This window comes from Streptomyces sp. NPDC031474, assembly GCF_055581185.1.
In genome coordinates this window covers 221517-234816 of sequence record NZ_JBVIJX010000003.1, presented here as the reverse complement: position 1 = coordinate 234816, position 13300 = coordinate 221517, and the positions used below count along the sequence as shown (strand labels likewise).

Here is a 13300-nt window from a genome sequence, read left to right as displayed (position 1 = left end):
TGAGAGGAACCCGCCCATGAGATGCCGCACGCTCGGTGAGCGCGGGCCGGTCGTCTCCGTCGTCGGGGTCGGTGGCAACAACGTCGGCTCCCGCCTGGACGAGGAGGGCACGAAGGCCGTCGTCCGCGCGGCCCTCGACGCGGGTATCACCCTGTTCGACACGGCCGACATGTACGGCGGGTTCGGCGAGAGCGGCGGCGCGCGCGGCGACGGCGAACGCCTGCTGGGCGCCGCCCTCAAGGGACGTCGCGACGAGGTCGTCCTGGCCACCAAGTTCGGCATGGAGATGGGGCCGGAAGCGGATCTGTACGGCCATCGCGGCGCACGCCCCTACATCCGGTACGCCGTCGAGGCGTCCCTGCGCCGCCTGGGCACCGACCGGATCGACCTGTTCCAGTACCACGAGCCGGACGGCGTCACTCCACTCGACGAGACGGTCGCCGCCCTGCGGGAACTGGTCGACGAGGGCAAGATCGGCTACATCGGCTGCTCCAACCTCGCGGCCGAGGACCTGAGCGACGCCTTCATCTCGACCCAGGCCCGCTACCACCTGCTCGACCGTGGCGTGGAAGCCGACCTGATCCCCGCCTGCCTGCGGCACGGCATCGGTCTTCTCCCCTACTACCCGCTCGCCAACGGCCTGCTCAGCGGCAAGTACCGGCGCGGTGAGCAGCCGCCTGCCGGCAGCCGCCTGTCATGGCGTCAGGGCTGGCTCACCGACGAGGCCCTCGACCGCGTGGAGGCGCTGACGGCGTACGGCGCCGAGCGCGGCCTGACCCTCCTCCAGGTCGCCGTCGGTGGACTGGCCGCACTGCCCGCCGTCGGCTCCGTCATCTGCGGCGCCATGACCCCCGAGCAGGTCACCGCCAACGCGGCGGCGGCCGAGTGGATCCCCGACACGGCCGACCTGTCCGCACTGGACGCGATCGTCACCCCCGGCGAACGCGTCGTCTGAAGTCCCTTCGAGTCCCGACTCCCGCCGAAAACCCTCGAACCGGAGCCAAGAACCATGCGAGAGATCATCACCTTCGACGCCTACGCGACCCTCATCGACTTCCAGCTCGGCCCCACGACCCTCAAGGTCCTGGCGGACCGGCTGGACCTGGACAACCTGGATGCCGACGAGTTCCTCGACGACTTCCGCGTCATGCGCTTCCAGGCCGTCCTGGAGGCGTACCGCCCCTACCACGAGGTCCTGCACTCCAGCCTGCGCAACGCCATGCGGCTGCACGGCCTGGAGTACCGCACATCCGACGGCGACGCGCTCGTCGCGGCCGTCCCCACCTTCGGCCCCTTCCCGGAGGTCCCGGAGGCCCTGCGCCGGCTGAAGACCAAGTACGAGATCGCCATCATCTCCAACACCGATGACGCCATGATCGCGCAGAACGTCAAGAACATCGGCGTCGAGTTCGACTACGTCATCACCGCCCAGCAGGCCGGCGCCTACAAGCCGGACCGCCAGACCTTCGAGTACGCCTACAAGACCATGGGCGTCGAGCCCTCGCAGGTCATCCACACCGCCCAGGGCTGGGAGTACGACCAGATCCCCACCCGCGACCTCGGCCTGATGCGCCGGGTGTGGATCAACCGCTACGGCCGCAAGGGCAGCGCCGACTACCAGCCCTACGACGAGCTGCCCGACCTGTCCGGTCTGCCGAGGCTCCTCGGCTGCTGACCGGCCGGCACCGAAGCACCCAGAGACAGAACGCAGAGGACGCAGGTCATGAAGCAGATCCCCTACTGGCTCGACACCGCACCCGCCCTGCCCGACAGGTCCGGCAAGGACCTGCCCGCCGAGGCGGACGTGGTGGTCATCGGCGGCGGCCTCACCGGTCTGTCCACCGCCTACCACGCCGCCCGCAAGGGCGCCCGGGTCGTGCTCGTCGAGAAGGACAAGGTCGGCTCGGGCGCCTCCGGGCGCAACGGCAGCATGTGCACCCAGGGCATCACCATCGGTGTCGGCGAGGCCCGCAAGCGCTTCGGTCAGGAGCGCGCCCGCGAGCTGTACGACGTCTTCCGCGAGGCGGTCGACGTCGTCGAGGACATCACCCTCACCGAGAAGATCGACTGCGACTTCGACCGCGCCGGACGTCTGGGCGTGGCGTACAAGCCACAGCACTTCGAGGCGATGAAGGCCACCCAGCGCGACCTGGCGGACAACTTCGACCACGAGACGCAGCTCCTGAGCCGCGGCGAGCTGAAGTCGGAACTCGGCTCGGACTACTACCACGGCGCCCTGCTCGACCCGCTCAGCGCCGCCCTGCATGTGGGCAAGTACGTCCACGGCCTGGCGGAGGCCGCCGAACGCGCCGGCGCCGAGATCCACGAGCGCAACGCCGCTACCGGTCTGACCCGTCTGCCCGGCGGCGGGTTCGACGTGGAGACGCTGCACGGCACGATCCGCGCCAAGCAGGTCATGGCCGCCACCGACGCCTACACCGACAAGGCGCTGCCCTGGTTCCGCAAGCGGCTGATCAACGTGGGCAGTTTCATCATCGTCACCGAACCGCTCGGTGAGGAGCGCGCCCGCGAACTGATCCCCAACGGCCGCCTGGTGGTCGACTCCAAGAACATCGGCCACTATCTCCGGCTCACCCCGGACAACCGCCTCGCCTTCGGCGGCCGAGCCCGCTTCGCCCCCTCCAACCCGGCCTCCGACCTCAAAAGCGGCGACATCCTGAAGCGGGAGATGGCGGAGATCTTCCCGCAGCTGTCGAACGTGCGGATCGACTACGTCTGGGGCGGAATGGTCGGCTTCTCCTGGGACCGCCTGCCGCACGCGGGCGAGGCCGAGGGGGCCAAGGGCCTGTACTACTCGATGGGTTACTGCGGCCATGGCGTCCAGATGGCCACGTACATGGGCCGGGCGGTGGCCGAGATGATGGACGGCAAGCCGGAGGCCAACCCCCTGCGCGGCCTTGGCTTCCCGAAGGTCCCGGTCCCCTTCTACAACGGCGGCACGGCATGGTTCCTGCCGTTCGGCGGGGCCTATTACAAGGCGAAGGACCGCCTGCGCTGAACCGCGCCGACGCTACGGGGGCTTTCCATGAAGTGGTCGTGGGAAGCCCCCGCCGTTCTGGAACGCCGCTCCGAGAGAAGGCCCGTACATCCATGACCGCCGCCTTCGCCACCCGCAGCGGACACGATCTGCTCGGAGACCGGGACGTCCCCGACGACGTGTACTGGGGTGGCCACACCCTGCGCGCCACGGAGAACTTCCCCATTACGGGCGCCACGATCTCCGCCTACCCGCACCTGATCGACGCCCTCGCCGCCGTCAAGGAGGCCGCGGCGCTCGCCAGTTCGTCGTCGACGTCATCCAGGGCGGCGCCGGAACCTCGACCAGCGTGAACGCCAACGAGGGCGTCAACCTGGGCCAGTCGACGAACGACGTCTACCCGACCGCCCTGAAGATCGCGACCGTGTTCGCCGTGCGCGGGCTGCTCAAGGCGATGGCGGTGCTGCAGGACTCCTTCGGTCGCAATGACGCTGGGACAGGAGTTCTCGGCGTAGGCCGTCATGCTCGACGAGACCGCAGCCGCCTCGCCGAGGCCGTCGAGCTGATCCGGAGATCAACTTGGGCACCACCGCGATCGGCACCGGGCTCAACGCCCCCGCCGGCTATGCCGAGTCCGCCCGCCGGCACCTCGCCCAGATCACCGGACTGCCGCTCGTCACCGCCGCGAACCTCGCCGAAGCCACCCAGGACTGCGGCGCGTTCGTCCGGGCTGTGTGACAGGAATTGTGCGGTAGAACCCCGCTGGCTCTGGAAGGAAACGGCTGACCCCGGGCGCTCGCCGAGGGCCCGGCCGACGCCGGGACGGCGAAAAACTTGGTGTGCGGGGCCGACGGAACCGGGTAACGTCATGGTCATGTTCTTCCAGACGTCGATTTACGAGTGAGAGCGTGATGGGCCCCTGCTGACGTCCTTCGACGTCGCCGCGCCCGTCCCCCACCGATGAATCCGTAGATCACTTCACATCATTCCGGGAGCACCCGTGAGCAAGAACATCAACAACCCCCTGGGCATGGGCGGCGGCCAGCGCAAGAAGCTGTCCCGCGCCGAACGGCAGAACAACGGTCCGCACCGCAACCGCGACCGCCAGGGTGCCGCCGACCAGAAGGCGGAGCTGGTGCGCAAGATGCGCGAGAGGGCAGGCGCAGCCGAGGGCGCCGGGCAGACGGGCGACGACACCGCACAGAGCTGACGCACCGCCGCCGCAGGGCGGCACCGCACGGGGAAGGGCCCGGACCGCGACGCGTGGTCCGGGCCCTGCTGCCGTAGCGGGTGCGGCCGGTCCCCAGCCCGGGCGACACCGCCGGGAAGAGCGTGCCGGGCGTCGCCACCCCCATGGCCGGCGAGGACTGCTGAGCGGTCACCGTCACCCCGCTGCCCACTCCCGCCCGGTCCGCCGGTACGTCGGGAGCATGATCCGCAGCAGCACCGGGAGCTGGGAACCCTGGCCCAGCCCGGCAGGCAGCAGACCGGGGAGCAGGTCCACCAACCCCCAGGCCCGGCCAGACGCGCCGGACCGCCAGCACCAGCAGCACGAGGCCCGTCCCTGGATCAGTGAGCCATTTCCAACCTGATGGCGCAGGTCAGTCGACCAAGAAAGACGCGCTGCCGGGAGCCTCGTTGCTGCCCTGCCCCGCCTCGATCCCCCTGTCCACCCGCTCGCCCCGCAGCGGGTACGCCTCATCCGTCTGCACCCCAGCGACTTCTACGGTCGGCTGCGGGACCGTTTCCGGCTCACGGACGCGCCCGCCAATGCGACCGACGGAGAAGCCGCACCGTTCTTCCGCCCCGACACCCCGATCCCGCCCGACCTCGCCCGGATGCGCCTGCCGCCTCCCTCGGCGGCCCGCTGAATCGACCCACCAGCGTCGCCGAACAAGGGCGGCCCGGAATTGTGCGTCGAGGACGAAGCAGCGCTTTCTCCCCGAAGGGTCCGGCACCGGCAGCATCCCACATCGACATCCCAGGATTCCGTGTTTGTGCAGGTCATCGGGGGTGGGATGTCCCATCGTTGCAGGTGGTGCGGTGGCTGTTGTCCCTGGCCCACGAGGCATCCAATGCTGTGGCTGTCGCACCGGCTGAAGCGGCCGACCGCCCGGCACACACCTTGATCCGCAGGGTTGGGCCGAGGGCGCGTGTGACCTCGTACCGATCAGAAAAGGAACACGCAGATGAACATGAAGTCCCTTGTGAGCCGCCGTGTGGCCGTGTCCGCGGGCCTCGTCCTGGCTCTCGGGTGTGGTGTGTCGGCACAGGCATCCGCCACCGGGCCGCGGACGACCAGTGGGAAGGCCAAGCACCCGGTGACGCACCGCTTGGGCGCCAGTGGCGCCAAGAGCACCGTCGCCGCCTGCTCCCAGGAGGTCCTCGGGGTGTCCGCCGCGAAGGAGCCCGCGGACAGCGAGGACGCCAGGCACCTCCTCCTCACCGTCCAGAACGCCGGCGACAAGAAGTGCAACCTCTACCGCTACCCGCTCGTGCGGCTCGGGGCCGGTCGGACCACGGCCCCCGTGATCAAGGAGAGCGACCCGAACCCCGGGGTGCCCGTCACCCTCGCTCCAGGTGAGGAGGCGTATGCCGCTCTGCTCGTCAACGGCCCCATGGACGAGTACGAGGCGAAGAGCATCACCCTCGGCCTCCAGGGTCGCAAGCCCGGCAGCAGCGCGGGCAAGCTGATCGATGTCCCCATGCCCGTCGAGACGTTGTACGCGAACGACTTTCAGCGTGTCACCTACTGGACGACCGCTCCCGGGTACGCCCTGGATTTCATCATGTCGAAGTAAGGACCTCGCCCGGGACCGCTGCCCAACGGCCGTCCAGAACGCTCACGTCGAGGTCCAGGCGGCCTGTTGCTTCGTCAGCCGCCGGTTTCCGCCTTGTCGTAGGTGGTGGTCATGGGGATCCAGCCACGGGGGTTGCGGTACCAGTAGTGCGGTAGCCCCTTGATGCCGGTGGTGCGGAACGGGCGGCCGTGGTCGTCGATGCGCACCGTGCCGGTCCGGCCCTGTGAGGACCAGTCGAGGTCGAGGTACCAGTCGCAGGTGCAGGACTCGGTGCGCGCGGAGAGCAGCAGGACCTCCGGCTCCCGCAAGGACACCTGGTAGGGGAAGTCGACCGCGGTGATCGGTCTGCCCGGGTCGTTGCCGGGCATCGACCGGGCCAGGGGTCGGTGCGCGTCGAGGTCCACGGCGAAGTAGCGGGGGATGAGGACGGCGCCGCAGCCTTCGTACATGGAGTAGGCGATGCCCCGGCGGACGGCGGGGGTGGTGCGGGTGACCACGCGCACATGCAGCGCCTCCAGGACGACGGCGGCGGAGCCGCGTCCCTGTACCGAGATCCGCAGATTGGTGGTGCGCCCGTGCACCGCCTGCTGGGACGTGGCCCACGCCTCGGCGTCCGCCGGGGTCGGCGGCGGCGGGACCTCCTGAGGCGGCTTGGCGATGACGTAGTCATGGTCGCATTCGAGTTGCCAGAGATGGGAGTTGGCCGTCCAGGTGAGCGGGGCCGACGCTGGGACCGTGTCGGCGCTCGCTCCGCTCTTCCGCGGGGTGTCGCCGCTGCGCGCGGCCGGTGCTGAGGGTTTCGGTGTCGTGCGGGCGGAGGGCGACGACTCACCGCCATCGGCGGGGGGTGCGACAAAGGGGCTGCCACCGCTGTGCGCGGCCGGCGCCGGGGCATTCGGTGTGGTGCGGGCGGAAGCCGACGACTCACCGCCACCGGAGAGGGGTCCGGCAGAGGATGTGGTGAGGCCGGCGAGCGCGACGGCGAGCAATGCCGCCAGTGCCATCGATCGCACGGGCCGGCTTCCGGGGCGCTCGGCGTGGGGCCGCCGGCCGGCCGGCGAAACCGGCTCCGGTGCCTCGTCCACCGGGCTGCCGTGACCCGTGGACGCGGCCGATGCGGCGGTGCTCGTGGCGTCGTGGGGCGCCGGTGCCCGCCGAGCATCGGATGGGCGCGGTCGTTGCCGTTCCGCGACTGCCAGGATCCACCGGCGGTGCAACTCCACGCGTTCCTCGGGGGATGCTCCGCAGAGGGCGGCGAACCGCTCAATCCTGGTGAAGTCCAGGGGAACCGACTCTCCCGCGCAGTAGCGGTGCAGCGTGGAGGCATTCATGCCCAAACGGTGAGCGAGCGCCGAGTAGCTGCGGTCTGTGCGCGCCTTCAGACGCGTCAGCAGCAACGCGAACTCCGCTATGTCGTCGTGGATTGCATCCATGCGGTCCGTACTCGCATCCATCCGTCGGCCTGCGCAGTCATGTCCCGATACGGGACGGCATCCCAGGCACTCCCCATACCTGCACGTCAATACGGCCGGGATGGTTCCCGCATTGCACCAGCTCTCTCCTTCCGGCCACCGTCGCCCAACGCGAGGAGGCCCTCAGCAACGCTCACAGAGGGACGCCATGAACAGGGCCGGGAAAGGAGGCGTGTGAGTCGGCGACGCCGGGCGAGAGTTCCTCACCCCCGGTCCGCAGCAAGATACCGATCCACATCGCGGCGCTCGGCCCGGCCCGAGCTGACCGAACTTGTGTCGTTGTGCGGCCCCGAGGGTTACGTACGCGAGCGCATCGAGGCGTTCCGCGCCGCCGGTGTCACCCAGTTGAACGTCCGGGTGGTCGACCCTGATCCCGCCCGCCTCGTGGAGAAAGTCAAGGGCTGGCTCTGACGACTGCTCAGTTCGTGCCTGACCCGGGACCGTGACAGGCCGCGAGGACGGGACCGGCGCGTTGACGGCACCCGGTCGTGGTCGCGCTGAGCGGCCGACCGTTGTCGGGCTGTCCGGGTGGGTCACGGGTGGATTCGAGGTCGCAGCCGAGTATCCGCTCGATCGTGCGCAGGCGTTGGCAGGCGGTCTCCCGGACAGACCGCCTGAGCCAGCGGCGATGGTCTTGTTGCCGGCCACGTCCAGGTACCGGCGCATGGTCGTCAGGAGGTCGGTGCCGTGGCGGGGGTCGTGTCGATGAGTCGGCCCAGTCGCCGTTCCGCGTGGTCGACACTGCGGGTGCTTTCTGCGTAGCGGTCGTGGGAAGCCTCCGCAGTCACGGGACAGCGCCTCCCCGATGACGGCGGTGCGCCCCTGTTCTTCATACCGGAGCGCACGTATCCCGCTCCACCACTGTGGACCCGGGCGGAGGGTGCACCAGTGGTGACGATATGCTTACATGCCGGCCCGGAATCCCCGTCGTGCTGTCGTCGAGGGGTTCGGAGGAGGGGACAAGGAGCCGGTCCGGTCGAGCGCGGGTCAGGGGGAGGCGATGGAATGCGGCAGGCAGGTGTGCTCGATGTCGGGTGCCACAGTGCTCTGCTGACGGTGGTGCGGCGGCGTCCGGGTTCGGTGCTGGAGCCGGTGTTCTCCCGCAAGGTGCGGCTGAGCCTGCACGAGACCCTCGACCGCAAGGGGCGGCTGGAGAAGGCCGGCATGAAGAGCGTCGAGCGGGCAGTGGCCGAAGCCGTCGCCGCGGACCCGCGTCTGCGTGGACCGGAGGTGTTCGCGTTCGCGACCTCCGTCATCCGGGACGCGCCCAACCGCGATGAGATCATCGCGCGAGTGGCACGCACCACCGGCACCCGCCTGCGCGTGCTGACCGGCGAGGAGGAGGCGCGCCTGGCCTACGTGGCCGCCCGCCAGTGGGCCGGCCCGACGGCCGGGCAGTTGCTGGTCCTGGACATCGGCGGCGGCACCGTGGAGATCGCCTCCGGCACCGGAGACCAGCCCCGCGTCGTCAAGTCGCTGCCGCTGGGCGCCCGGAGGATCACCCGGGACTGGCTTCCCGGCGGCACCGCGCCGTCCCGACGCCGCCTCGCCGAGGTCCTGCAGCACCTCGGCGGATCTCTGGAAGCCGTCCCCGGCCTGCCGCAGGCCGAGCTGGGAGGGCGGGTGCTGGCCTGCTCCAAGACCTTCGAACAGCTCGCCCGGCTCGCCGCCGCCCAGAGCAGGACACCGCGCGCGAGGCGCTGGCTGACGCTGTCCCAACTGCGCACGGCAGTCTCCCTGCTGGCCGATGCGGCACCGTCCCACCGTGCCAAGCTGCCGGGCATCTCCCGGCACCGCGCCGAGCAGTCCCTGGCCGGAGCCTTGATCGCACAGGCTCTCATGGAAGCCTGCGGGGCCAAGCGCGTCGAGATCTGCCCCTGGTCCACCCGGGAAGGGCTATTGCTCGAACACCTCGGAGTGGCTCCCGCCCCCGTCGGCCGCCCCCGCCTTGTCGGCTGAGCCCAGCGGACCTGGCCTCCCGAAGGCTTTCCCAGGTTCGGCATCCACCTCCTGGACGCGTCGCCTCGCACCCTTCCACCGCTCACCGTTGCAGCCAACCAGCTCAAGGCCGTCCTGGTCGTAGCCGACCCGGCGCTGCGGGAGCGGCTGTCCGCCCTGGGCAACCGCGAGCAGATGTACGGGCACTTCGGTGCCGGCTGTGTCCATGGGCGCATCGACTTCGACCTCGCCACGGATGCCTGCCGGGCCGCGACCCGCCGGTTCCTCGGCGAGGCGGCCGCTTCCACACCCTCACCGGAGCCCTGACCGACCTCGCCACACCGGGGTGGACCCAGCCAAAGCTGCCGGACCAGGTCGTCCTCGGAGTCCCGCGGCCGGCCACTGGACCGTAACAGAGCAGGCCACAGGCCCTCTACCGACTTCCACTCACCTCGCTGGCACGGGGCGATCTCCAGAGGCCGACCATGGGCCCTTTGGCGGCGAGGGCTACCGAGCCGTCACCGTCACGTACTCCGTCTTCTTCACCCGGCCGTGATGGGCGACGATCGTCACGGGGTAGCGGCCGGGCTTGAGGTCGGAGCGGACGGTGGCCGTGCCGAAGAAGCGCGGGTCGTCGCCGTCGGCGCCCTTGCTGTCGTCCTGGCGGAGGTGGAGCGTCCCGGTGAACGCCGGGGAGGTGGCGGTCAGCCGCGTCTCCTCGCCCGGATCCGGGTACTCGTCATGCCACATGACCGCGACCTGGCGCCCGACGCCGACCCGGAACTCGTGCGTGTCGCCCGAGTAGCCCTGGCCCGGGTCGTAGAACTCGGGGCCGTACGCCTTGCCCAGGTAGTCACCGTCGCCGGGCCGGGACGCGCGGACCTTCAGGCGCTTCTCGGCGATGCGGCGGCCGTGCGGGCCGTACAGCTCGAAGGTGTACGTGCCGTCCGCCAGGACCCTCTTGAGCTCCGGCCGCGCCGAGAAGGCCCGCGGGTTGTAGAAGTCCATGGTCGGGTCGTGGACGAGACGCACGGGCCCGGGCAGGGCCGCGGACCGCACGGTGAAGTCGGTGCCCCGCTCACCGGGGTACAGGTCGTCGAAACCCATCCACACCGGCTCCCCGGGGCGGGTCACGTCACGCGAGGCCGGCAGGGTGAAGGAGGGCCGCTGGGATCGTACGACCTGGATCCTGTCGTGGGCCACGGTGCGGCCGTGCACTGCGACCGTCAGCGGATACCAGCCGGGCTTGTCCGTCATCTTGAGGGTCGCCAGCGCCCAGTAGTGGTCGCCCTCCCATCGCAGCCGTACCGGTCCGCTCAACGCGGGTGACTGGGCGGTCACCGCGTCGCCGCCCTGCGCGTGGCTGACGCCGTAGAGCATCATGTGGACGAGTTGCCCGGGGCGGGCATCGGTCTGGCCGTTGAGGATCAGATCGGGCTTGCCGTGCGTGGTCCCGGGACTGCCGGCGGTGGTGGATGCGATCTTGTGGGCGGAGGCGCCCGTGCTCGGCGCCGCTCCGGCCGTGCTCGCCGCGGTGGCGCAGCCGCACAGCATGAGACCGGCCGCTGTGACGGCCACGGCCCTGGACCAGTTCATCGTTCCCCCTGTAGGTCGGTCACCCATAAAGAAGGCGAAACCGCACTGTTGGTTACATTCGGCAGCAAGAGAGGCGCGAAATACACCTTCCTTCGAGCTCGTAAGCACGATCATGCGACCCGGCACCAGTACTCCTGGTGGAGCGTGGCATCCGCCGTCAACCCCGCGGCCTTCTCTGCGACCCAGGAAGACCCCTGGCGCTCTACGGCCGACGCCTGCGGCCTTGAGCCAGGTGCCGGGCCCTGAACCGCCAAGGGTGAGGTGACAGCCTGCTGCTCGTGCCCTGACGGCGTAGCCGCGACCGCGCATCGGCTGCATTCCGCACAGATGTCCTGCTTGTGGTCGTCTTCTCAACCTTCACCTGCAGGCGGCACAACGAAGGGCTCCCGCAAGGACGTGACCTGCGGGAGCCCTTCGCTTTCTCCTCGACGTAATGAGGCGTCAGGCAGTGGGCGCCGCCGACAGCACGTGGTCGCCGACGTTGTCGGTGCTCAGGCACAGCGAGCAGACGACGGCGCCGTGCGTGACGCAGGCGGCCACGTCGGGTCGCTCGAAATCCTGTCGGCACACGTGGCACTGGTACGTCACGGCGCTGGGGTTGCCGTCCCCGTCCAGGAGCGGCTCGTCGATGCCGTCGTCGGTGCGGCGCAGGTAGTACCTGCCCTTGGTGACGACCGCGATGAGCGGGGTGAGGACGAAGGCGATGAGGGCGGCGGCGACGGGGGAGTATGGCTGGAGGGTGTCGCCGAGCGCGTGGAAGTACATGGCGATCGACAGTCCGGAGGCCGCGACGAAGGCCACCACCCCGACCGGGTTGACGGCGTACAGCATGCCGCGGCGGAACTCGGGCTGGAGCGGGGACAGCTTCAGCAGGTACTTGTTGATGCCGATGTCGGTGGCGACGGTGACCACCCAGGCGATCGCGCAGTTCGAGTAGAAGCCGAGGATGTCGTTGAGGAAGCTGAACATGTCGGCTTCCATCAGGGCGAGCGCGAAACCGAGGTTGACCAGGACGAAGACCATGCGGCCGGGGTAGTGCTTGGTGACCCGGGTGAAGGAGTTGGTCCATGCCAGCGAACCGGAGTACGCGTTCGTGACGTTGATCTTGATCTGGCTGATCACGACGAGAGCGACGGCCAGCGGGATGACCAGCCAGGAGGGCATCATCGCGTCGAAGGCGCCGCGGAACTGCTGGATCGGCTCGGGCGCGGCGTCCGCGCCGACCCTGGCGAGGATGTAGACGGCGAGGAAGACACCGATGGCCTGCTTGAGCGCGCCGAGGACGACCCAGCCGGGGCCGGCCATGATGACGGCGGTCCACCAAGTGCGCTTGTTGGCCTCGGTCTTGGGCGGCATGAAGCGCAGGTAGTCGATCTGCTCGCCGATCTGGGCTATCAGAGAGAGGCAGACGCCTGCGCCGAGCAGCACGGACGCGGTGTTGACGCCGCCTTCGCCGTCGGTGCCGGCGTAGGAGAGGAAGCGGTCCACGGTGCCCGGGTCCGTGGCGATCAGATAGACCAGCGGGGCGACCATCAGCACCAGCCAGACCGGCGTCGTCCACACCTGGAGTTTGCTGAGCGCCTTCATGCCGTAGATCACCAGCGGGATCACCATCAGCGTGGAGATCGCGTAGCCCAGCCAGAGCGGCAGTCCGAGGCCGAGCTTGAGGCCCTGGGCCATGATCGAGCCTTCGAGGGCGAAGAAGATGAACGTGAAGCTGGCGAAGATGACGCTGGTGAGGACCGAGCCGTAGTAGCCGAAGCCCGAGCCGCGGGTGATCAGGTCGAGGTCGATGTTGTAGCGGGCGCCGTAGTAGGCGAGCGGGAAGCCGGTGACGAAGATGACCACGGCGGCGACGGCGATCGCCACGAGCGCGTTGCCGGTGCCGTGGGCCAGACCGATGCCGGCGCCGATGGAGAAGTCGGCCATGTACGCGATGCCGCCGAGCGCGGTGGTCGCCACGACCATTGGGGTCCAGCCGCGGTAACTGCGGGGCGCGAAGCGGAGGGTGTAGTCCTCCAGGGTCTCCCTGACGGCCTGGTCGGTACCGGGCGCTGCCTTGCGTGCCGGTTCCTTGTCGGTGACTTCTGCCAGTCGTGGCTCGGTGCTCATACCGCGCCTCCTTGCTGCGGGTCGGGGACTGCTGTGGGGGTGCCTCACATCGGGGATGGGCGAGGGCGCGGGGCCCGTGTGACAACGTTGGCTGAGCGGGAATGGAGGTGGGGAGCAGGGAGCGGAGGCGGGACACCCGGGGTGGTCCGTGGGGCGGGCGATCCGGTCGCTTCAGAACTCCTCAGGTGATGTCAGGTAGACCAGCGTGAGGTGCGGCAGTTGCCGTGGATCCGGCTGTGGGGCGGGGGCGTACAGACCTTCATGTCCATGACGGGGGACGCTAGGAGGCAGTCGTTACCCCTAAATGCTTCCGGGATGAAGGAAGTGTTTCGGAAGCGTTCAGGGGGACGGCTGTGGGACCCTTCGGGCCAGGTGAGGAAGCA

At 69.6% G+C, this 13300-nt stretch carries 10 protein-coding genes and 2 pseudogenes; 8 read left to right on the top strand and 4 right to left on the bottom strand.

Going from position 1 to position 13300, the window contains the following annotated elements:
• The first annotated feature begins 16 nt into the window (after nucleotides 1–16).
• The 5 genes and pseudogenes from ACZ5SK_RS06555 (at nucleotide 17) to ACZ5SK_RS06535 (ending at nucleotide 4208) form a co-directional block, all read left to right on the top strand.
• Nucleotides 17–955 (top strand): aldo/keto reductase, encoded by a 939-nt coding sequence (locus ACZ5SK_RS06555; protein WP_361702680.1) that lies wholly within the window; start codon nucleotides 17–19, stop codon nucleotides 953–955.
• 54 nt (nucleotides 956–1009) lie between these two features.
• A complete protein-coding gene (locus ACZ5SK_RS06550) occupies nucleotides 1010–1675 on the top strand; it encodes a haloacid dehalogenase type II (RefSeq protein WP_361702682.1) in 666 nt (221 codons plus the stop codon).
• Between the two features lie 48 nt (nucleotides 1676–1723).
• Complete coding sequence (locus ACZ5SK_RS06545) at nucleotides 1724–3019, top strand: NAD(P)/FAD-dependent oxidoreductase (protein ID WP_334581939.1); 1296 nt, start codon at nucleotides 1724–1726, stop codon at nucleotides 3017–3019.
• Nucleotides 3020–3111: 92 nt separating this feature from the next.
• Nucleotides 3112–3727: pseudogene (locus ACZ5SK_RS06540) on the top strand (lyase family protein); the annotation flags it as partial.
• Nucleotides 3728–3998: 271 nt separating this feature from the next.
• Entirely contained in the window at nucleotides 3999–4208 is a 210-nt protein-coding gene (locus ACZ5SK_RS06535) for a DUF6243 family protein (RefSeq protein WP_334581938.1), read from the top strand.
• 91 nt (nucleotides 4209–4299) lie between these two features.
• Here the strand turns inward: ACZ5SK_RS06535 and ACZ5SK_RS06530 are convergent.
• Nucleotides 4300–4563 (bottom strand): annotated as a pseudogene (locus tag ACZ5SK_RS06530) (MFS transporter); the annotation flags it as partial.
• 624 nt (nucleotides 4564–5187) lie between these two features.
• On the opposite strand from ACZ5SK_RS06530, the gene ACZ5SK_RS06525 reads away from it, so the two are divergent.
• Nucleotides 5188–5799: a DUF4232 domain-containing protein gene (locus ACZ5SK_RS06525; protein WP_468575465.1), complete on the top strand. Its 612-nt coding sequence runs from the start codon at nucleotides 5188–5190 to the stop codon at nucleotides 5797–5799.
• A 74-nt stretch (nucleotides 5800–5873) separates the two neighbouring features.
• Here ACZ5SK_RS06525 and ACZ5SK_RS06520 read toward each other — a convergent pair whose 3' ends face one another.
• Nucleotides 5874–7232, bottom strand: coding sequence for a helix-turn-helix domain-containing protein (locus tag ACZ5SK_RS06520; RefSeq protein WP_468575463.1), 1359 nt, complete (start codon nucleotides 7230–7232; stop codon nucleotides 5874–5876).
• Nucleotides 7233–7550: 318 nt separating this feature from the next.
• Here ACZ5SK_RS06520 and ACZ5SK_RS06515 point away from each other — a divergent pair, with 318 nt between their 5' ends.
• A complete protein-coding gene (locus ACZ5SK_RS06515) occupies nucleotides 7551–7682 on the top strand; it encodes a hypothetical protein (protein ID WP_443041361.1) in 132 nt (43 codons plus the stop codon).
• Nucleotides 7683–8276: 594 nt separating this feature from the next.
• The gene (locus ACZ5SK_RS06510; protein WP_334581934.1) at nucleotides 8277–9230 is read left to right on the top strand and encodes a Ppx/GppA phosphatase family protein; all 954 of its coding nucleotides are present in this window, start codon (nucleotides 8277–8279) and stop codon (nucleotides 9228–9230) included.
• Between the two features lie 486 nt (nucleotides 9231–9716).
• On the opposite strand, the gene ACZ5SK_RS06505 is transcribed toward ACZ5SK_RS06510, so the two are convergent.
• The gene (locus ACZ5SK_RS06505) at nucleotides 9717–10805 is read right to left on the bottom strand and encodes a hypothetical protein (protein WP_457495831.1); all 1089 of its coding nucleotides are present in this window, start codon (nucleotides 10803–10805) and stop codon (nucleotides 9717–9719) included.
• Between the two features lie 441 nt (nucleotides 10806–11246).
• The gene (locus ACZ5SK_RS06500) at nucleotides 11247–12917 is read right to left on the bottom strand and encodes a purine-cytosine permease family protein (RefSeq protein WP_334581931.1); all 1671 of its coding nucleotides are present in this window, start codon (nucleotides 12915–12917) and stop codon (nucleotides 11247–11249) included.
• Between the last annotated feature and the right edge of the window lie 383 nt (nucleotides 12918–13300).

Coding starts and splice junctions, on each gene's coding strand:
- ACZ5SK_RS06500 (WP_334581931.1), bottom strand. CDS start 12,917: ATGAGCACCGAGCCACGACTGGCAGAAGTCACCGACAAGGAACCGGCA.
- ACZ5SK_RS06505 (WP_457495831.1), bottom strand. CDS start 10,805: ATGAACTGGTCCAGGGCCGTGGCCGTCACAGCGGCCGGTCTCATGCTG.
- ACZ5SK_RS06510 (WP_334581934.1), top strand. CDS start 8,277: ATGCGGCAGGCAGGTGTGCTCGATGTCGGGTGCCACAGTGCTCTGCTG.
- ACZ5SK_RS06525 (WP_468575465.1), top strand. CDS start 5,188: ATGAACATGAAGTCCCTTGTGAGCCGCCGTGTGGCCGTGTCCGCGGGC.
- ACZ5SK_RS06520 (WP_468575463.1), bottom strand. CDS start 7,232: ATGGATGCAATCCACGACGACATAGCGGAGTTCGCGTTGCTGCTGACG.
- ACZ5SK_RS06555 (WP_361702680.1), top strand. CDS start 17: ATGAGATGCCGCACGCTCGGTGAGCGCGGGCCGGTCGTCTCCGTCGTC.
- ACZ5SK_RS06545 (WP_334581939.1), top strand. CDS start 1,724: ATGAAGCAGATCCCCTACTGGCTCGACACCGCACCCGCCCTGCCCGAC.
- ACZ5SK_RS06550 (WP_361702682.1), top strand. CDS start 1,010: ATGCGAGAGATCATCACCTTCGACGCCTACGCGACCCTCATCGACTTC.